The organism is Arthrobacter ramosus (genome assembly GCF_039535095.1).
Lineage (GTDB): Bacteria > Actinomycetota > Actinomycetes > Actinomycetales > Micrococcaceae > Arthrobacter > Arthrobacter ramosus.
Genome location: NZ_BAAAWN010000001.1, coordinates 3,734,055 through 3,753,439, shown reverse-complemented (window position 1 = coordinate 3,753,439; position 19,385 = coordinate 3,734,055). Strand labels below are relative to the sequence as shown.

The window sequence follows — 19,385 nt, the reverse complement described above, 5'->3', positions numbered from 1 at the left end:
GAGACATTGTGGAGTTGGAATTGTTTGGTTCAGTACTGGGGCGTTGCCTGTCGTCCCTGGACACGCTGACTGCGGCGTACCTGCCTGAAGGTATAGATGATGCGACCGCGGCGGCCATTGTCCGGCGAGCGAATCAGCTTCGGCCGGCGGCTCCTCCCTACGCGATTCTTGTGTCAGCCGGATGGGAGAGCGACGAAGATCACCTCTGCATAAGGGTCTCCGCGCAAAACGCCATCAAATATCGTCAGGACGACCGACTCGCTGTGGTCGTCGGAAAGCATCCCGATCTAGCCTCTTTCGTTCAGGCCTTCCGCGAAGTTCTCGGTCAGAATTTTCCTGAGGGCGCTGCTCAAGAGGTTTCGCTACAAACTGTCGCGGAAGCTGCTGTCGCCGAGGTAGCCGACGTCACCGAAATCGACGCCACGATCGGTTGGGATCCGAATGCTGCGAGCACCAGACTCGCAGAGTGCCTTTCCCTTTTGGCCGCCGTGCATAAGGAACTACGTCAGGGAACGGAAAGCTGGAACACATACTGGTTTAGGCACGTAGGCGTCGGCCTTACCCGACTCGTCGAGAAGATTCGCGCCACGAAATTGGTGGCGCCGGAATTGTCTATTGACGATGTCTTCGAGCGGTATACCTATGCCGCATTCCGGCTGCCCCATCCGCTTGGAGCCGGTCCAACCAAGTACTCCCCTAAAGAGTTTGTGGACGCCCTGCACTCGTACTGGGCCGACGAGACCACCATCAACGCAACTGCGAGAGCCTTGGGCCAGCTTGCCGGCAGCGAGTCAGGCCACCATGCATTGGAAGACGTTGATTGGTCGGGGATCGACAGTCAAATGGCCGCCGACGACAATCAGGCAGTCGCCCTTGCAAATTATTCACCAGCGGGGTCTGATGTTACCGAGGCGCTCAGTTCCCTGTCGGATCGTGATTTCGTCGAGCCTCTGGGCGAGGACCTAACAAAGGCTAAATTCCAGATCACGGATGCAATGGGTAGGCCTCTCACCGCGGTGGGGCGGAGTGATTCCAGCTCAGTCGCTGTCGCGAGCACTGAAGCCGACGAACAGTCAGCTGGGATTTTGTCCGAAGAAGTCCGTGTCAGGATTCCAATAACGGGCGGACCTTCGGCAGGGGACCTTGAATCCACGGGCCTCACTTTCACGACCAAGTCAACAAAGACATACTGGTCCGGCCGCCTGCAGCTGGACGACTCCGGTGCTCTCTGGGCCGTCGGTCACATTCGCCGAGAGGACGGCAAAGCTCCGTCGCGACCTATGCATTTCGAGCTCAAAGTGCCAGCCGGGGACGTTCTTACCGGCCGAGTGAACACCGCCCTGTCATTTGACGTGTTTCTTGCGCCGTTCGACACTGCGGGATTGCTTTACCTGCCCCTGAAGGTAAAAGGCGCGGCGGGGAAGCCCAAATACGTAGGCTCCGATCCCGACGGAGGGACTTTTGGGGCCACGCTCGACGGAAGTGCCTCCCAGTATCGGTATATCGTCTGTACACCCGGTGACGGGGCTGTGCCCCTCTACGAAGGAACAGAGATGCAGCCGCTGAACGGGCGACCTCGCGTCTTCGCGGTCGATGCGAGCCCCGTGAGCTTGGCGAATATTGTTGTCGGCGACAAGACGTTCGAGATACGGGCCGCGGAAAGTCGAGAGGCCCCTCAATCGCCTATCGTTGCAGCGGTGAGTAGGGACAGGGTAACCAAGGATCGGCCGGACTTGGCAGTCCTACAGTCAATTCGAGGGCTGTACGAATCGTTGCTTACCGAAGATTTGCTCGGCAGCGAGTGGAACGCGTGCATGGGGCACGTGGTCATGCCCTCAGATAGGACGTTCCCGCTTGAAGATCTGGAGGCCCGTGCCGGCCTCCTGATGAACGCCGATATGGCCGCAACCTGGACCAGCATCAGCGACTTCCAGGTACCTGATCACATATTATATTCGGCTGAAGCAGAAGAATTCCGAGCTGCGTTTAAAGAGTTGGACCTCCTACGCGCTATGCAAACTCTGGATGCCGACGGTGCGAAGTACGTCGAATGGCCCTCGAAAACTTCCTGGCGCCACCTTTGGGAAAACCGAGGTGGCGAATTAGAACGGTACCTGACGGCTTATGCAGACCTCGTTGAAAAGGCCCGTTGGATCGGCGATCCAGCTGGAGTTTTCTGGGCCGCTTACCCTTTCAGTATTAGCGTGTGGGAGACGGAACCTGCTGCGAAATGCTCAGCAGTCCTCCTCAGTCCCCTGCATCCTGTGCGACTGTCATGGCTGGCGGGTGTTGAATCGGTCCTGTGGGAATCCGATTGGGCGGGACACCTAGCGGGAACAGTCGAGGGGTGGAATTTCCCCCTTCTCGGCCCGAAAGAAATGTCGAGTGGCCGGATGCTCGCGGTTCCAATGGAAACTGGGGACGATCAGTTGTTCCTCGGATGGTCAATGCTGGTACGTGCGTCGATCGAGGGATCGGAGCCTCTGAAAGCGCCTGACAGAATTGGCGATCGGCCTGCGCCTGGAAGCGCAGCAAGCGGGCTGAACGCGACGGCTGTTGCAGCCGCACTGCGCAGTTATCGTCAGATGAATCCCCATGTTTCAACGCTGACGGTTGACTTGTCTGCGTCTTCAGAGTCAACTCGTCTTCACGAGGTCGACGAGGCTGTATTGAAGGAGATCGAGGCTTGGACTAGGAGGCCCGACGTTCCATTGATCGGTGGGGCCAGGATCTGGGACTCGAATCGCCGATCGGGCGAGCCGCCCCGGGAAAAGATGGCGCGTTTGGTGCGCTCCGCTAAGGGGGTTCCGCTGACTTGGTCGAGATATGCTCCCGACAGCGCGAATATGAAGAGGTGCAACATCCGCATCCTCCAAGACGCCGGCGTTCACCTTGAAGTTCAGTCAGGCCAAGGCCGAAATCTGGGAGTATTGGGTGATGCGCCGCTGCGTCGATTCGAGTCTGTGGCTGGCAACGGCGGATCAAAGTCGTCATCAACTTCGCATCCTACCTTTCGCCCTGAAACAGGTTGGGAGCCACTTTCGAGGGCACTTAGACTTGTCGAAGGCGCTGCAAGCAGCCCCCAGATCATCTCAAAGCTGTTTAAGGCAAATTTGGTTAACGATTCTGCGGACTGGACAGTCTCGGGCGAAGCATTGATGAATCCCAGTGCGATGGCAGAGATCGTTCAGCACTCGAGCGGCGGTAGCCAGATGTTGTGGGAGTGGCGACCGCCATTCCTTGACGCGTCGGCCGATGTTCCTCTCTTGGAACGCCGCCCTTTCGTCTCGGTGGCGAGGGTTCCCGGGAGCTTTCGCGCACAGATTAAGAAGCTGCTCGCAAAGGCTCAAGGCGGAATTGTGACCGACGAGGCGCTGGACGACTTACTTGGCCAGCTAGGGGCCCGCGGCGTGGGTCTGTCCTCGCTGTTGTCAATGGGTGGAACGCACGCGTCAGGCGCTCTTGGCTTTTACTTGGCCTTCGCTCTAATGAACCGCCTCAGTGAGGAGTCCGACAATACCTACGTATTGCCCATCGATGCTTGCGATAACTTTCTGAGAGCTCTCGCTCGCGGTACGAACCATGCCGCACAGATGCGCCGTGCTGACCTTTTGATCGTCCGGATGAATGACGAAGGAGTCACTCTTTCGCCAGTGGAAATTAAGTTCTACGGGCTCGGGTCGGAGGACACTAACGGCAACCTGCCCGGGCCGAGTGATGCGGCCATGAATGAGCCGCTGGAGCAGGTGCTTGCAACGGAAGAATTGTTGATTAGCGTAGCGGAAAGCTCGCGTCACATTGCAGCTAGCGGTTCGTGGGCGGATAAAGCCTTGTGGGCCAACGGGCTTGCGGCGCTCCTTGAAGCCGCAATTCGTTTGCGGCCGGGCGGTAGCGCTGAGCCGGAAGTTTTGGCGAGGCACCTTGAAGACCTGGTCAACGGAAACCTCGAAGTCCGAACTGGTCAGCCGTTGGTGTGCTATTTCAAGCATGATGCATTTACCTCGGAGGGCGAAAACTTTCGAGCGGTGCATTCATTGGAGGTCGATGCCGCATCGCCCGGCTCAGGCTTTGGCCTTCTCGCAGCCAATGCAGGCCACGCCTTCGAGGCAGTCGCGGATCCGGAAAGCAAGTTGGTCAAGGAATGGAATAATCTCGTTCAGTGGGCGCTGCGCAACCCAATCGAGCTTCCCGCCGCGATCCGTTCTGACGAAGACCCGCACGACGATGATGAACCGAAACCGAAACCGAAACCGAAGCCGGAGCCGTTGCGGTCACAGGAGCCCGACGTCGTCGAAGGGAGGCATGAGCCCCAACCTGACAATGAGGAGTGTGCGTTAGAAACGGAGGCGTTCCCGGCGGAAGGGCCGACCATAGAGGATCCCGTGCTTTCTAGCCTGCCGAGCGACCCCCGAAAAGGGGTCCACGACGAGTTGGCTGGCGACGCTTCTTTCGCCGGCGGTATTCGTGGTGCCGGTGTTCGATTCAACGTAGGTCGAGTCCTCGGGACGCTCGGAGCCGCCACGGCAGAATACTGGCCAAGCAACACCGAACTTAACCAGATGAACATCGGCGTCGTCGGTGACCTTGGGACCGGGAAGACCCAACTCCTGAAAGCCCTTGTCTATCAACTCAGGGAGGGAAGCAGAACTAATCAGGAGACACCGCTGTCGATGCTCATTTTCGACTACAAGCGGGACTTCCAATCCTCAGATTTCTTGGAGGCCGTAGACGGTAAAGTCCTGAAACCGTACCGCATCCCGATAAATATCTTCTCCCTCCGCCAGGGATATTCTCCTCTCGCGGCCTACCAGCGCGCCCAGCAGTTCGCCGATGTACTGGACAAGATTTATGGCAATATCGGTCCAGTTCAGACGGATCGGCTTGTCACCTGCATCGTCAACCTCTACAAGGAGAAGCAGGGCGCTCCGCCAACGTTGGCCGAGGTCCTGACATCGTATAGCGACGGTCAAAAACCGGACGCAGTGACATCTATCCTTAAGCCGTTCATTCTCGGCGAAATTTTCAGCGACGATCCTGAGGAGATGATTTCATTCGAAGAAATGATGGAAGACAAAGTTGTCATTGTTGCTCTGAACGACTTCGGCACGGACGACAACGGGAAGAACGCTCTCGTAGTTTTGTTTCTCAACTTGTATTACGACTACATGCTCAACTCCACAAAGTGGCCATTCGTCGGGAGCTCCCCGCAGCTGAGGAGACTAAACTCCTTCTTACTTGTGGATGAGGCGGTGAACATCATGAAGTACAACTTCCCCGTGCTTATGAACCTGATGTTGCAAGGCAGGGAATTCGGCTTCGGCGTTATTCTTGCTTCGCAATACCTCGACCATTTCAAAAAGGACGGCCGAAACTATGGGCAGCCCTTGTTGACCTGGTTCCTCCACAAGGTTCCTTCGGTGACGTTGAAGGAACTTCAGCAACTGGGGTTGCCCCATGTCACGGCAGATATCGCTGGCAAGATTTCGAGCCAGAAGGTGCATCATGCCTTGTACAGCTCGTTGAACTTTTCGGGAAAGTTCATCGAGGAGGTGCCATTCTTCAAGTTGATTGAGCAGGCGCCCCAGATTAGTGACTAATTGGACAGACCCCATGCTCCCGGAGTGCTGCGCTAGGCATCAAATCTCGCTTCGCGACGCGCTCCGATGCGCGGGCAGGATGTCGAAGGCATGGTGTTAGGTGGGGGAGAATAGGAACCTTATGAAATACGTTGACCTGTTTTCCGGCTGCGGGGGCCTCTCCCTGGGCATCGATCGAGCCGGCGGCGAGCTGGTGCTAGCTGTCGAGAAGTCTGATATGGCGGCCCGGACGTTCTACCACAACTTCATTGATGATGCCTCCGATGCCGAGCAATGGGCGAGGTACGTCGCGTCACAGGAAGATAATCAGATCTCGTCGCGCCTTCTTGTGCGCGAACTAAGCTTCCTGCTCGAGAACACTGCGGCAATCGAGAGGCTCCGCTCGAATGCGCTCGACCTCGTGGTTGGTGGACCGCCGTGTCAAGGATTCTCCTTGGCTGGACGGCGCAATCCCGCGGATGTCCGGAACGAGCTTCCATGGCAATATCTGAAATTTGTCGGAGTCACTAGCCCCCGGGCGGTAGTGATTGAAAACGTAGTCGGGATGGATCGAAGCTTTTCGCAAGGGGAGGAATCCTCCTTCCGTCAGCTGCAACAAGCCCTGGCCGAGGCTGGCAATGGATATGTCGTTCAAGGTGTTCACGTTAACGCCGTTCACTACGGCGCCCCGCAGCACCGTCCGCGGCTGATGATCATCGCCCTTAGGGCGGACGTAGCGGCCGATCGCGGCGTAACTGCGACACATGAAACCTGGCGTTCCGATTTCGTCGACCAAATTGGCGGCGACATTCCATCATTGGCGCCACGCCCCACCAAATTGAAATCCGGGATGGAGTCCGTGGGCAATGCTGTAGGTGACCTTATGGCGCGAGGAACCGCAATCACCGACGACTACTCTGCGGCCTATGTGCAATCGTTATCGAAAGATTTTTGGCCGGGACGTAACCCGGTTTCTGCTGAGGTCCCAAACCATGTCCGTCGCAGGCATGGCGAGCGCACGACACAGCGGTTCCGCTTCTATCAGTACCTTTCGCAGAACGGCCTAGACCAGCGACTCTTCAGCCACGCCGCAAGGCTTCCAGAGGATGATGCGAAGCTTCTGTTGAAGCACCGGCTACTCCACGCACCTCTGCCGGCGAAATCGCCGGACGGTGTTCGCCTTGCCGACTCCCTGGACGATCTCGTCGAACTCGCCTACGTGCTTGCTACTAAGAAACACTCCCAAAAGGTGCTCGGCTGGAGGGAACCTGCCAGAACAGTAGTAACGCTCCCTGACGATTATGTCCATCCCATCGAACCGCGGATTTTCACCGTTCGAGAAATGGCCCGCTTCCAGGGATTTCCGGACCACTTCGAATTCCTAGGCAAAGAAACCACGGGCTCCGAACGGCGCCGCTTTGAGGTTCCGCAGTACTCGCAGGTTGGGAATGCTGTCTCGCCCTGGCTGGCGCTCGCGGTGGGAAGAAAGATGAAGGCTCTCCTGACTGACTAGATGGTCGGAAATTCGGGTCGGCGTTCGGCATCGAATTCGGGGTGAGACTGCGGCTCTCGTGTCCTTTTGAGGAGTCGGGCCGGTAAAATTGTTCCATGGCGGACTTCATGACCGCAGCGCAGCGCAGCGCGCACATGGCCAAGATTCGCTCGAAGAACACCAAACCGGAGTTGCAGCTTCGGCGTGTTCTGCATGCGGCCGGATTTCGTTATCGTCTACATGACCCAGCTCTCCCCGGGCGGCCCGACCTAGTGTTCGCCGGTCGGAGAAAAGTCATCTTCGTAAACGGATGCTTCTGGCATGGGCACGACTGTCCCGTGGGTAGGCGCTTGCCCAAATCGAACACCGACTTCTGGGCGGATAAACGGCGGCGAAATCAGGCTCGAGACACCGCCCAGAGGTTACGGCTGACTGAAATGGGGTGGACTTACCTCGATGTTTGGGAGTGTGAAGTGGCTGAAAACGCAAATCTGGTGGTCGATGTTGCAGAATTCCTGGAATGCAAGGCCGTCGAACGGTGATTGGCCTGCGAACTCCAGATCAGTCGATGTAGTCCCGAAGGACGTGGGACCGCGCGGGGTGACTCAGCTTGGACATCGCCTTGGACTCGATCTGGCGGATCCGTTCACGTGTGACGCCGTAGACCTTACCGATTTCCTCCAAGGTCTGCGGCTGTCCGTTGGTCAGACCGAAGCGCAAAGCTACTACGCCGGCTTCGCGAGCGGATAGCGTGTCCAGCATCGAGTGGAGGATTTCCTTTAAGAGCGTGAAGCTCACGGCATCAATGTTCGAGACGGCATCGGAGTCTTCGATCAGGTGCCCAAGAGGTTGCAGGTGCCCGTTCCCATCTGGTACCTCGAGATCGAGCGAGATGGGCTCGCGGCCGTACTTCTGGACTTCAACAACCTTCTCGGGGGTCATGTCCAATTCGAGGGCCAGTTCCTCAGGCGTGGGTTCGCGCCCGAGGTCCTGCAGCATTTGGCGCTGGACGTGTGCCAGCTTGTTGATGACTTCCACCATGTGCACCGGGATGCGGATGGTCCGGGCCTGGTCAGCCATGGCGCGGGTGATGGCCTGGCGGATCCACCAGGTGGCGTAGGTGGAGAACTTGAAGCCCTTCGTGTAGTCGAACTTCTCCACTGCACGGATCAAGCCCAGGTTGCCTTCCTGGATGAGGTCCAGGAACAGCATGCCGCGGCCGGTGTAGCGCTTGGCCAGGGAGACCACGAGGCGCAGGTTGGCCTCGAGGAGGTGGTTCTTGGCCCTCTTACCGTCGTGGATGATGAACTCGAGCTCACGCTTGAGCTTCGGGTCCATGGAACCGTCGTCGGCGTTGATCTTCTCTTCGGCGAAGAGGCCGGCTTCAATGCGGAGTGCAAGGTCGACTTCCTGCTCCGCATTCAGCAGGGCAACCTTGCCGATCTGCTTCAGATAGTCCTTGACGGGGTCGGCCGTGGCGCCGGCAGACAGCGCCAGCTTGGCCGGGGCCTCGTATTCCTCCGCGCCGGAGTACACGAAGCCGGAGCCGGTGGAGGCGGCGCCCGTCTTGCTAGCGGATTCTTCTTCCCTCAGCCAGGACGGATCTGGAGCCAAGTCGTCAAGGTCTCTGTCCAGCTCAACGTCAATGTCATCGGACGGCCGGGGCTTGTCAGCGGCTTCTGCTGCGGCACTGGCACCAGGCTTGGGCCGGCGCTTCATGGGTTCAGGATTGGCGGCTAGAGATGCCGTAGACGCGTCTTCGACAGCTTTCTCGGCCCCAACAATGGAGGGGCCCTTGTCGCTCGTCTCCGCCGGTTTGTCACCTCCGCCTGAACGGTTCCTTTTAGGCAAACTGTGGATGGCACGGGAGGGGGCGGATGGGTGGTCAAGGAACTCCTCCAGACGGTCGATGTCGGTTCCGAAGTCGAAGTAAGCCACTCGTCGTGCATGCTGGAGAAGGCGACCTAGGGACTCGTCCACAGCCAAGCTAGGGTCCTCAATTGTGCCTTTGGCGTACAAAACGGCGAGCCGTCGGTGGCGACCGTCGACTTTCTTTCGGGTCAGGAGCCCGAGTCGCTGAACCACTTGTTTGTGACTGCGGCCCGCCGACAAGAGGATGCTCAGATCTACCCCTAGTACGTCGGTGCCCTCCTCGACGCGTCCAAGAACAGGAAAGACTTGTGTCGCCCCGGTTCGAAGACTGCTTGAATTCTGCAGCAGACGGCCCTCTCCTTGCTCACCAAATGAAGCATCAGCCTGGTCTTGGACACCGCGCAATGCACTCTGTTCCGCTAGTGCAGATTCCTGAGCCTGCGTGAATGCAGGCGCTTCAGAGGATTCAGTGATCATGCAGTTGAGAAAGGTGAGGGCCTCATGCTTGGTATTTATCTGGGTGAGCAGTGCAAGGCGGGATGAGATCGAGTTCATATATTTGCGGGCAAGAACCGTCACCGGTCGTGATTCCGTTTCAGCGGCCAGAGAGGCCACTCGAGCCATGAACGCAGAAGAAGGTTCACCTGGCACATCGGCGTAGCGCTCAAGGTAACGAGCGACCTCCAGCATGTCGTCTGAAAGCTTGTTGTATCGCTGCGTCTCCGAGACTGCTAGGTCCACTCCCACAAGGGCAACGTCGAACGGAGCAATGACGCCGTCTTTCAAAGCCCGGTCGTACAAGAGCGAATACACGACGCCGCCGCAGAAACGCTCCAGCTGCTGCTGATAGGGAGCTTCCGACCGCTCAAACACAGCCGTTAGGCCGAGACGCCAATTACGTTCTCCGGCCTGTACTGCCGTCGCCCACGCTGATTCAGCGTAGGTGTCGCATTCGTCGGCGATAATCAAGCCCACTTGCTGACCCGTCACGAACTTTCGCACGATACTCGAGTGCGCAGTAGCCACAAGCACATCGAGGCTATCGAGCGACTCGAGACCACCTGTCCTCACGTTCGGCAAATGCACGTTCAAATCCTCGAGCCATCGAGTTTGAAGGTGGGAGCTAGGAATCAGAACTAGGACTTTGAGGCCCTGTCGAACTGCTTCTGCGGTGGCCATTATTCCGAGTCCGACCTTGTCTGCCCCTGAGACTATTTCCACAATTCCACGGCGTCCATGCTGGTGCCATGCGTCCAGTGCTTCTTGTTGCCAGGCATAAGAGGCGGCGGATTCAAGCGCTTGCGCGGTGCCATTCCATAGCGCGGCGACTGGTCCCGATCCATCCCGATTGGAGACCGTGGTCGGGCGGAGTGGCTCTGGAACGGTAGGGCCTGGCCCCTTGGGAATTACGAAATATTGGGTCGGCTCGACTTGGAAGTGTTGCTCAATCGTGCTGGTAGGAGCTTCGTTGCTAAGCCGGTGTGCGATCTCGGCCACCGCGGCGATTTCTGCGTGGTTCCGCTCCTGCCGGGCAATCTGGTCCGAAGCACGCATCAAAGGGGCGCTCGGATGATTGGAAGCGTCTGCAATGAGCGTGTCAGTATTGGCGACGGTTGGCGATGACGTCGCCAAATCAACCGGGCTGGCCTGCTCGTCGGCATCGACCCGTCGACCCAGTTTAAGCCGGGATATGGCCCGGCTTATGAAATTTTGCCCCATTGCAATCCTCAAAGTGCGCTTTGTGTCTTTCCTCGTGAGCCTAGCTTCCGGGAGCGACTATTAGGCTCACCGAATGGCGGTGCCTGAAGTGTCCCGCAAACGGAAGTCGCTTCGCCGTTCGGCGCGGGCGTTTACAACGTTGAGTTTCCGCTTGATGTGTCTCAGTATCCGCAAACGCTCTTGCGAGGGTGCAGAAGTCGGCGGATTTAGTACTCGAGGCCAGTGAAGCGCTCCACACGGCGAGCATCTGGCTGCCGTCTTCAAGACGATCCGTTGGGAGGCGCGGGTTCACTGGATTGCCTCATCGCTTTCTGGCGCCGCACTGCATCACGGCTTATGAGAGGACCTTGACGAGGTTCGGCGGCGTCTATTTTGGCGCTGACTCCGCCAGCAAGAGTGGGGGGGCCGAAGACCGGCCCGCACCCTCCACCGCCGTTCTATCCGATCTTTGTCCAAGCGGTGCAGCTGGTCGATTCGAACACCTCGCCATTTGCGAGGGTTACAGTGGCCGCACCCTTGACGATGTTGTTGTCTTTAATGCTGGCGTCGCTGCCAGTGCCCGTTTTCCACGCGTAGTAGCAGCCGACTGAGTTGGTTCCGTCCGGTCCTGTCGTTGTGTACGTGCCTGGCTGCACGTCCCCGCCAACAACATGAAGACCGCTCTTGATCTGGCTGGCGGCCACCTGCTTCTGCGCATCGCTGAGCTTCTGTTCACGGGAGGCCAAGTTTGCTTCTTTGCCAGCTAAGGTCTTCTCCTTGTCGGCCAACTGTTGCTGTAGAGTCTTCACGCCGTCGGCTGCTGCCTGCAGAGTACTGATCTGGGCGTCCTTGTCCGACGCCGCGGCGCGAAGCTTGCTGATGGTTTCGTCTCCGCTCGTGATTTTGGCGGTCAGCTCGTCGTTCAGTGCCGCGTATTCTTTCGTCGAGCTGACGGCCGGCCGGACGGCGAAACCGAGTGCTGCTCCTCCGATTAGACCGGCGATTAGGGTTGCGGGCACCACGATGCGGGCCCACAGAGGAATCTGTTTGAACCCTCCCGGAGAGAAAACCCTTTCGCGACCGGCCGGCGTCGTGTGCTCTGATGGGGTGCCGACCTGCGGCGGCCGCGTCGGCATTTCCGGTGCCACGGCTGGTTCAGGTTCTTCGGGACCAGGGCCCGGTTCAGATGTTGTGTTCATGATCATTCATCCCCATTCATGATTCGTTGAATCAGTGCAAAATACGGAGATCCGGCGCTTCCTGACGCCAGCCAGACGAAGCGCCGGATCCCGCGTTGGAGCTGCTCCTACTTGGAGCTGCTGCCGGTGCAGCTCGCCATGGCAGTGGTTCCAGAGCCGCTGTTCTTTGACACGCTCTGACCGTCGACCAGGATTTCGCAGGTGACATTGGTCGGGCTCGTGTAATCACCGGTGACGATCAAAGAGCTCAGGTTGAAGCCCTTGGCGGTGACATCCTTCTTCCAGTTCGCCGTAATGTCTTCGTTGGAGGTGCCTCCATCGGTCCAGTAGGAGACATGAGCCTTGCCGCTAACTGTGACGACGTACTCGATCTTGTGTTCCTTGTTCACCGAGTCGCTGACGCTCTGAGCCGCAGCGCCGATGATGGCAGTGACGATGATTGCGACGATCACGGACAGAACGCCCAAAATAAGTCCGGCAGCAGAGGTTCCCTTCTTGGAGAACTTACGGGTCAACCCAATGACACCGAAGATGATGGCAAGTGGGCCGAGCAGAAAGGCAACGAAGCCGACGATCGGGATGATCGAGAAGACGATGGCAAGAATACCCAGCACGAGGGCGGCGGTGCCGAAGCCGCTGCCCTTCGAGGGCGCGGGGGCGGCCGGTGCCGGCTGGGCGTACGGTCCGAGTGGTTCGGTCATGATAGGTCCTTCGGGTTGAGCGATTCGGAGACAATGCAGGGCCGCGAGTGCGAAAGCGTTGAAATTACCCCTGCTCTTACTCTCGGCAGCCTGCTGTATTCACGTTAGGATCGGGGTCGGACATTTCAGGCGAGATCCCTGAAAACGCCAGTCAACTCCCTGTTTGCCCACCGAGACGAGCTTTCTCGAACGGAAATACTCAAGCCGTCATTGGGCAAATCTCGAGAGCCTATGGGGCGGTCAGGATTTCGATGAGAGCCAGATCCCAGCGATCAGTGGTGGGGGAGGTGTCGTAGAAGGTCACTACGGTGCCGCTGGTGGTTGTTGGGCCGATTTGGCGCTGCAGCCAATAGGTATCGCCGGCCGGGGGAAGTATTGGTCAACCAGGGTCTGGGCCGCCCCGACGGTTCGGGCCAGCGGAGCGTTCCAGTCAGTTCCAACTCCGCAAACCCATGAGCCAGCGCAGGTGGTGGCGAGGCTGGCGCTTGGCGCTCCGGTGGCGGCGCAGCCTCCGGCTGTGGCACCTTGGGCGGTGTCGGCGTTGTTGAACGCCACCACGGTCATGGCTGACTGCCACGAGCCCGAGTTTTGAGTTGCCGTAATGGTGGCGTTGGTGAGCGGGCCAGGTGCCACTGCCTGCCATATTTCGGCTGTGCCGGCCTGGGTATTAGTGCGCTGGCGGAGCGTCCAGGACAGGCCGGCGCCGCTGACTGATCGTATGGATGCGCTCCCTCCGCTGCCGGGACCGTCAGAGCTGATGAAGGCAAGTATCAGCTGGTTGCTTCCGGTGGTGTGAGACCGGAAACGCTGACTGTGGCGTACCTTCTGGGTGCGGGCGTAGCTTTCGATCGGCAGCGATAGAAACGCGCCATTCGAGCGGTGACGATGCTAGCTGCAGCGGGATGGGAAGCCGTCTACGTGTTTCGGTCTTGAACACGTAGACGCTCCTTTTGTGACACGTAGATGGCGCCTTTATTACACGTAGATTGGCCGTTTTTGCACGTATTTTTCGCTGTCTCACCACTTAGATGGCAAATCCAGCCATAGCCTTTTTACGGCGAACTGGGCGGCCCTTGTGCCACCCAATTGCTGAAATGAAGTGATTGGGACGAGCTGAAGACCAAGACCCGTAACCGGGTGAATCAGGCTATCCTCCATCAGCAGTGGGTCTGCCATGCCTTAGGAAAGTTCATGATCTTCTTCGAGCCGCCACCCAACAATACCTGGGATCTGGAGGGTTGGCGCCGAGTTGTGACCAACCCGGTCGACTTCATCAGGTACCGGTGCAATTGGTAGTACGGAAGTAAGGACGAAATGAGTAACCGAACAGCCCCCATCATCATTGGTGCGCTTGGTCTTGTAGTCTTTTCCGTCGTATCCGTGATGTGGACAGTGCGGACATTTGAGATTGACGCTGCCAATCTGACAGAGGCCACCCCACCACTGCAGGAGGCCATCTGGCTGGGGAGCATCCTGGTGGTTGCCGGATCCATTACTTGGCTCATTGTGCTCAGAAGACGGGCACCTTAGGAGTAGCAGCCACTCGATCATTTCATGAACGAGCGCGGGTTCGCGGCTTTCGATCGCGGCGGCGGCAATGAAGGCGTCGAGCTCGCGCCTCATGCGCTGGCCGAACCCGGGCTCGCCAACGGAGGCAGCTGCAGGGTAAGGCTGGTTGACGAGTTCGGCAGGGAGCTCGCGGTGTCCGGCCCCTTCCACGACAAGGACGCCGTGGCCCGTGGGATCTACAAACTCCGGGAAATTGCAGCGAGCGGGCTCATCGAGGTCCACACGTCCACATTCTGAACGGTTCCAGGATTACAGCGACGAGCCAACGCACTCGCGGGTTTCCTCGGATGGCCCGTGGCCAGCGGTCCCGTTCGCCCGCGATGCCCGGCGCTGGCTGGCTGACAGCACCCCGAGCGAAACGATGGTCAAAGACGCGATCGCCGCTCCGACTGCCGGTGGCCCGGTTTCGCCTGCCGCGGAGCTGAGGGCGAGGCCTGCCGCCCACGAGCCGGCGGCAATGCCGAAGTTGAACGAGGCCGTGGTCAGCGCGGACGCAAGCGTCGGGGCCTTGCCGGCGAACTTGACCGCAAGCGCGAACGCCACGGGATTCACCACGAACCCCGCAAAGCCTGCCAGGGTGATCAGGATGACGACAGGCAGGGCCTGCTCGGAAAACACGCACAATGCGAGCAGGAAAAGCGTGGCCGCGACGGCAGCCGTGATGGTGGTGGCGTACGGCCGGTGGTCTCCGAGCCTGCCTCCCGTGTAGTTGCCGAGGAGCGCGCCCACGCCGAAGCAGCACAGCACCCACGGCAGCATCGCAGCCGGGACGCCGGCACGGTCCGTCAACAAGGGCGCGATATAGCTGTACGTTGCCAGGACGCCTCCCATGATCAAGGCACAGGAGGCCAGGGCCAGCCACAATCGTCCGGACCGGAGCGCCGCGAACTCCGAGCTCAGGGACGGCGTCGCCCCGGTGGGCTCTTCGTGCGGGACGAAGCGGACGATAAACACCGCGGCGGCTGCCGCGAGGATGGCCAAGGCCCAGAAAGGAGCCCGCCAGCCGGCGATCTGCCCCGCGAACGCCCCGAGCGGGACGCCAACCACTGTCGCCAGGCTTCCTCCACCCATGACGACGCCGAGCGCGCGCGATCCGGCCGCGGGGCCCGCCGCGCGGGTCGCCACCACGACGGCGACGGACCAGAAGGCGCCGGTGGCACAGGCTGTGACAAAACGGGCCGCGAAGATGACTTCGAAGCTCGGGCTGACGGCGACCAGGACATGACCGACCGCGAACAGCAGAAGCGAGAGCATCAGGGTGAGCCGGCGCTGGAGGCGCAGGGTCAGGATGATCATCGCCGGCGATCCGATGATCATCCCGACGGCGAAGATGGTGATGAGGAGGCCCGCGTGGGGAACGCTGACCCGGAGGTCGCTGGCGAGTTCGGGTAGCAGACCGGCGATGAAGAACTCGGTTGTCTGCATCAGGAATGTTCCGGCGGTGAGAACGAACACCACCGGCGGCAGTCCGCCGCGTGAGCGCCCGGCGCTTTTCAACCCGGCCGCTTTGAGATCCGTTGATGACATGCTTTGAGGCACCACTTTCTTGGGGACACAGAAGGCAACGCCTTAGGCGTGCTGGGGATGTGGGAGGGTCAAATTCACGGTATCGGAGTAGAAGCGAACACTGAGAGGCCCCCTTAGAACCCCTCACCCGGGTCCAAAAGGGGCCCCGGCAGGGCCTCCCACTGTTGCCGGTCCACGCCCTACCGTGGAAGGTATGAGTTCGAAAGATGAAGTGCGGGCGTTTCTGATGTCCCGCCGCGCCAACATCACCCCGTCCCAGACCGATCTGCAGGACTTCGGCGGGCAGCGCCGCGTACCCGGCCTCCGACGCTCAGAAGTGGCCATGCTTGCAGGGGTTAGCCTCGACTACTACACCCGCCTCGAGCGGGGGAACCTCCGCGGGGCGTCAGAGCATGTACTGAACGCCCTCGCCAATGCCCTGCAACTCAACGAGCTCGAACGGGAATACCTCTTCGGACTCGCCCGCACCGCCACGGCGCCGACAGCCGCCGCTAGGACCGGGCAGAAGAAGCCGGTAGTGCGCGAATCGGTGCAACGGGTTTTGGACAGCATGAGTGTTCCTGCCGTGGTGTGGAACCGTCAACATGACCTCGTCGCCTCGAACCTCATGGGGCGGGCGCTGTACTCGCCGCAGTTTGAATCCGACAGTCCCAACCTCGCGAGGTTTATCTTCCTGGACCCGCGGGCGAAGGACTATTACGTGGACTGGCCGCTGGCCAGGCAGATGACAGCAGCAATGCTTCGCATGGAAGCAGGACGCGATCCGCTGAACGCCGAGCTGACCGCCTTGATCGGGGAGCTTTCCACCCGCAGCCCGGAGTTCCGTTCGAACTGGGCTGAGCGAGACGTGCACGAGCACCGCACCGGCCGGAAGCTGTTCAAGCACCCGGTGGTGGGGGTCGTTGACGTTACCTACGACGTGTTTGAGATGCCGGGGGAGAAGGGGTTGTGGATCGGGATCTATAGCGTCGAGGAGGGTAGCGAATCCGCGGAGAAGTTCGCACTCCTCGCCAGCTGGGCCGCCACCAACGACCAGCTCGCCGCGCGAAGGCTCGCGCCGCCGCCGTCCGGTCACCCCGCCCAGAACCAAACACTCACAGCTAAATCGTCACGAAGCACTGGAGAGCAATGAAGGTCATCGTCATCGGCGGCAGCGGTCACATCGGATCTTTCCTCGTCCCCCGGCTGGTGCGCGCCGGCCATGAAGTCATCAACATCAGCCGTGGCACCCACAAAAGCTATGGCGACGCGCCCGAGTGGCAGCAGGTGCGCCGGGTCATCGCCGACCGGCAGCAAGAAGACCGGGACGGCACGTTCGGTGACAGGGTCGCGGCACTGCAGGCCGACGTCGTCGTCGATCTGGTCTGTTTCACGTTCGAATCGGCGAGCTCGCTCGTCAACCGGCTCCGCGGGGAGGCCGGGCACCTGCTGCATTGCGGCTCGGTGTGGCGGTACGGCCAGAGCCTCAAGCTACCGATCGCCGAGGGTTCCGAATCGGCGGCAGCCCCGTTCGGCGAGTACGGCATCCAGAAGGACCGGATCGCGCGGATGCTGAAAGACGAGACCGACGACGGCGGACTCGTCACCACGTCCGTGCACCCTGGCCACATCGTCGGGCCCGGTTGGCACCCGATCGGTCCGCTCGGGAACCTCGACCCCGCCGTCTGGTACGCCCTCTCTGCCGGCCAGCCGCTGCAAGTTCCTGGAAGCGGCGCCGAACTGATGCACCATGTGCACGCGGACGACGTCGCGCAGGCGTTCGAGAAAGCCATCCAGAACCGCGACGCGGCAGCCGGCGAGGACTTCAACATCGTCGCCCCCACCGCGCTCACCGTCCGCGGATATGCCGACATCGCCCCCGGCTGGTTCGGCCAGTCCGCAACGTTGGAGACGGTCACGTGGGAACACTTCCGCGAATCGACCACACCGGAGTACGCCGAATCGAGCTGGGGCCACCTCTACCGCAGCCATTGCTTCACGATCGAGAAGGCCAAGTCCCTGCTGGGTTACGCTCCCCGGTACCAGCCCGAACAAGCTGTGCTGGAATCCATCACCTGGTTGATCGAACGCGGGCAGCTCCGCGTCGCCAATCCGCTGAGGGTCCTGGCGGGCTGATCGGTCACGTGGACAGTTGTTGATCTCGCTTGCATTTGACCTTGAGCCCCGGCACCAACTCTTCTCACAGGGAGTGGAGGGAGGCCTCGGCGACTTGGTGGAGGATATTCTCGGAACGGGTGCTGCTCCGCGTGTTTGTTCCTGGGCGGAAATAAGGGAATCCCTGGTTGAGGCTGAGGACGAAGATTAGGAACATCACGAGGCTCGCGGCTGTCGCCTGGATTCCAGCCCGGCCGGCCGGACAAACAGGCCGCGAAACTTCTGGAAGAACCCCGCCCGAAGGCCGTGCGGACTCACCATGCCTAAGCGCGTAGCCAACTAACGACTCTGGAGTTGCGCTACCCGCAACCCCTAAAGGGCGCGGCCCTGACCGGCTTTTCTTAACCGGTAACGGTGAATCGCCGGGACACCAAGGAAGATGTACCCAAACGCTATCGCCGGATACCCGGTCCAAAGCGGCCCAAGCAACTCGCGAAGGGGGCTGATGAAAATCATAGCCACGCCCAAGAGTGCTATTGCGAGAGTCAGCAAGCCGCTCCAACCGTGAAGCATCACGTAGCGGGCTTGTTCTGCGGTGATCATTTCACGGCTCCTCATGCCACGGGTTACCTGCACTTTGATCCTGGATTGTTGATACAACCTCTTCGGGATGGGCGGTTGAGACGATCCATCGGCGGGTCTTCGTTTCCAAAGCGACCGCAGGCCCTCCCGCCAACAATCCTCGGGTGCCCTGGCCCATGACCCGGAAACCATATCCGTCAGACAGGGACGTATCCTCGGCCGTCGCTACGGCCAAAACGTCTGAGATCGACACTTCGGTTGAATAGAACGGCGCGCAGCGCAGGACGATTTTCTCCCCAGCTATGGCGATGGAGACGGTCATCCGAACAATCGCCCAGGTGAAAGCCACGATGCCGGCGGCCATGAGGAGCCCGGGCAAAAAGATGCCCGAGACCAGAGCTGACACGACCAACACGATGACTGAAGCGCTGACAATTACCCAGATCAAGACTCTGGAACGTCTTGCCAGCCGGACCTCTGATATCACCATGTCTTCTCCAGTTCCGCGTCTAACTTAGACCTGCCTCTCCAGGATCTTCTGGACGGTCTTCAGACCTCCTGTGCCGCGCTTGTGAGTAGATAATCCACGCAACTGAGCCTGCAAACGGCACCGCAAAGATCCCGACGACAATCGCTACTTTGACTGGAGCGGGAATCCATTTTGACGCCATCAGCGACGCAAGCGCGACGATTACCAACACCAAATAGACGATGCCAAAAACAGGCGTAGCCCAGGCGCCGCTGACGACTGGGTTATCCGGATCAGTTGGGCTCAACACGACCGACCTGCTTTGCTTGCTTCTTATAGACAAACCATGTCGCGAGATTTGCCCCCGATGCGGCTACCGACAGGATCCCCATGATGATCTGTTTGTTAAAGAACGCGATGGTAGCAACGATCAAGAGCATTACGGCCGCGGAGAGGGTCAGGAGCTTCATGACGCAATCATCCAAATCCCCAGGCAAGACAGGCCGCTAAGTTGGTGCCAGTTCATAATCCCCCCAAAGGGTTAGGTCGACATCGTTTGGTTAGGAAAGTGCGGTCAGTTGTTGAGCTGCTGGCGGCCCCGTCCTG

At 59.7% G+C, this 19,385-nt stretch carries 15 protein-coding genes and 1 pseudogene; 8 read left to right on the top strand and 8 right to left on the bottom strand.

The window, feature by feature from the left end; genetic code table 11:
* The first annotated feature begins 8 nt into the window (after positions 1 to 8).
* From ABD742_RS17325 to ABD742_RS17315, 3 genes are all read left to right on the top strand, one after another.
* On the top strand, positions 9 to 5,597 hold the full coding sequence (locus tag ABD742_RS17325) for an ATP-binding protein (RefSeq protein ID WP_234751098.1): 5,589 nt from the start codon (positions 9 to 11) through the stop codon (positions 5,595 to 5,597).
* A gap of 121 nt (positions 5,598 to 5,718) precedes the next feature.
* Positions 5,719 to 7,089, top strand: a complete 1,371-nt coding sequence (locus ABD742_RS17320; RefSeq protein WP_234751099.1) for a DNA cytosine methyltransferase — start codon at positions 5,719 to 5,721, stop codon at positions 7,087 to 7,089.
* A gap of 95 nt (positions 7,090 to 7,184) precedes the next feature.
* Positions 7,185 to 7,610, top strand: coding sequence for a very short patch repair endonuclease (locus tag ABD742_RS17315; protein WP_234751100.1), 426 nt, complete (start codon positions 7,185 to 7,187; stop codon positions 7,608 to 7,610).
* Between the two features lie 19 nt (positions 7,611 to 7,629).
* Here ABD742_RS17315 and ABD742_RS17310 read toward each other — a convergent pair whose 3' ends face one another.
* The 5 genes and pseudogenes from ABD742_RS17310 to ABD742_RS17290 form a co-directional block, all read right to left on the bottom strand.
* Entirely contained in the window at positions 7,630 to 8,853 is a 1,224-nt protein-coding gene (locus ABD742_RS17310) for an RNA polymerase sigma factor (protein WP_234751331.1), read from the bottom strand.
* Between the two features lie 960 nt (positions 8,854 to 9,813).
* Positions 9,814 to 10,494 (bottom strand): annotated as a pseudogene (locus ABD742_RS17305) (DEAD/DEAH box helicase); the annotation flags it as partial.
* A gap of 602 nt (positions 10,495 to 11,096) precedes the next feature.
* A complete protein-coding gene (locus ABD742_RS17300) occupies positions 11,097 to 11,837 on the bottom strand; it encodes an Rv1352/Rv1906c domain-containing protein (RefSeq protein ID WP_234751101.1) in 741 nt (246 codons plus the stop codon).
* Positions 11,838 to 11,944: 107 nt separating this feature from the next.
* The gene (locus tag ABD742_RS17295; protein WP_234751102.1) at positions 11,945 to 12,538 is read right to left on the bottom strand and encodes a hypothetical protein; all 594 of its coding nucleotides are present in this window, start codon (positions 12,536 to 12,538) and stop codon (positions 11,945 to 11,947) included.
* Between the two features lie 303 nt (positions 12,539 to 12,841).
* Complete coding sequence (locus ABD742_RS17290; protein WP_234751103.1) at positions 12,842 to 13,171, bottom strand: hypothetical protein; 330 nt, start codon at positions 13,169 to 13,171, stop codon at positions 12,842 to 12,844.
* Positions 13,172 to 13,651: 480 nt separating this feature from the next.
* Here ABD742_RS17290 and ABD742_RS24400 point away from each other — a divergent pair, with 480 nt between their 5' ends.
* From ABD742_RS24400 to ABD742_RS17280, 3 genes are read left to right on the top strand one after another with little or no spacing between them, the layout of a single operon-like run.
* A complete protein-coding gene (locus ABD742_RS24400; RefSeq protein ID WP_372460931.1) occupies positions 13,652 to 13,834 on the top strand; it encodes a DUF2599 domain-containing protein in 183 nt (60 codons plus the stop codon).
* Between the two features lie 18 nt (positions 13,835 to 13,852).
* Positions 13,853 to 14,068, top strand: coding sequence for a hypothetical protein (locus tag ABD742_RS17285; RefSeq protein WP_234751104.1), 216 nt, complete (start codon positions 13,853 to 13,855; stop codon positions 14,066 to 14,068).
* A 24-nt stretch (positions 14,069 to 14,092) separates the two neighbouring features.
* Positions 14,093 to 14,344: a YegP family protein gene (locus ABD742_RS17280; protein WP_234751105.1), complete on the top strand. Its 252-nt coding sequence runs from the start codon at positions 14,093 to 14,095 to the stop codon at positions 14,342 to 14,344.
* Positions 14,345 to 14,356: 12 nt separating this feature from the next.
* Here the strand turns inward: ABD742_RS17280 and ABD742_RS17275 are convergent, their stop codons facing one another.
* Positions 14,357 to 15,634, bottom strand: a complete 1,278-nt coding sequence (locus ABD742_RS17275) for an MFS transporter (protein ID WP_234751106.1) — start codon at positions 15,632 to 15,634, stop codon at positions 14,357 to 14,359.
* Between the two features lie 193 nt (positions 15,635 to 15,827).
* Between ABD742_RS17275 and ABD742_RS17270 the strand changes: the two genes are divergently transcribed.
* Together ABD742_RS17270 and ABD742_RS17265 are read left to right on the top strand one after the other, a co-directional pair.
* Positions 15,828 to 16,766 carry a helix-turn-helix transcriptional regulator gene (locus tag ABD742_RS17270; RefSeq protein WP_234751107.1) on the top strand — a complete coding sequence of 313 codons (939 nt, stop codon included), beginning with the start codon at positions 15,828 to 15,830 and terminating at the stop codon, positions 16,764 to 16,766.
* Positions 16,763 to 17,749, top strand: coding sequence for an NAD-dependent epimerase/dehydratase family protein (locus tag ABD742_RS17265; protein WP_234751108.1), 987 nt, complete (start codon positions 16,763 to 16,765; stop codon positions 17,747 to 17,749). The genes ABD742_RS17270 and ABD742_RS17265 overlap by 4 nt, the downstream gene beginning before the upstream one ends.
* Before the next feature lie 583 nt (positions 17,750 to 18,332).
* Here ABD742_RS17265 and ABD742_RS17260 read toward each other — a convergent pair.
* Entirely contained in the window at positions 18,333 to 18,800 is a 468-nt protein-coding gene (locus ABD742_RS17260; RefSeq protein WP_234751110.1) for a hypothetical protein, read from the bottom strand.
* A 272-nt stretch (positions 18,801 to 19,072) separates the two neighbouring features.
* Complete coding sequence (locus tag ABD742_RS17255; RefSeq protein WP_234751111.1) at positions 19,073 to 19,249, bottom strand: hypothetical protein; 177 nt, start codon at positions 19,247 to 19,249, stop codon at positions 19,073 to 19,075.
* Positions 19,250 to 19,385 lie beyond the last annotated feature (136 nt).

What these genes read in the sequence shown, in the direction of transcription:
- ABD742_RS17285 (WP_234751104.1), top strand. Translation starts at nt 13,853, where the DNA reads ATGAGTAACCGAACAGCCCCCATCATCATTGGTGCGCTTGGTCTTGTA.
- ABD742_RS17260 (WP_234751110.1), bottom strand. Translation starts at nt 18,800, where the DNA reads ATGGTGATATCAGAGGTCCGGCTGGCAAGACGTTCCAGAGTCTTGATC.
- ABD742_RS17320 (WP_234751099.1), top strand. Translation starts at nt 5,719, where the DNA reads ATGAAATACGTTGACCTGTTTTCCGGCTGCGGGGGCCTCTCCCTGGGC.
- ABD742_RS17315 (WP_234751100.1), top strand. Translation starts at nt 7,185, where the DNA reads ATGGCGGACTTCATGACCGCAGCGCAGCGCAGCGCGCACATGGCCAAG.
- ABD742_RS17270 (WP_234751107.1), top strand. Translation starts at nt 15,828, where the DNA reads ATGAGTTCGAAAGATGAAGTGCGGGCGTTTCTGATGTCCCGCCGCGCC.
- ABD742_RS17275 (WP_234751106.1), bottom strand. Translation starts at nt 15,634, where the DNA reads ATGTCATCAACGGATCTCAAAGCGGCCGGGTTGAAAAGCGCCGGGCGC.
- ABD742_RS17255 (WP_234751111.1), bottom strand. Translation starts at nt 19,249, where the DNA reads ATGAAGCTCCTGACCCTCTCCGCGGCCGTAATGCTCTTGATCGTTGCT.
- ABD742_RS17280 (WP_234751105.1), top strand. Translation starts at nt 14,093, where the DNA reads ATGAACGAGCGCGGGTTCGCGGCTTTCGATCGCGGCGGCGGCAATGAA.
- ABD742_RS17300 (WP_234751101.1), bottom strand. Translation starts at nt 11,837, where the DNA reads ATGAACACAACATCTGAACCGGGCCCTGGTCCCGAAGAACCTGAACCA.
- ABD742_RS17295 (WP_234751102.1), bottom strand. Translation starts at nt 12,538, where the DNA reads ATGACCGAACCACTCGGACCGTACGCCCAGCCGGCACCGGCCGCCCCC.
- ABD742_RS17265 (WP_234751108.1), top strand. Translation starts at nt 16,763, where the DNA reads ATGAAGGTCATCGTCATCGGCGGCAGCGGTCACATCGGATCTTTCCTC.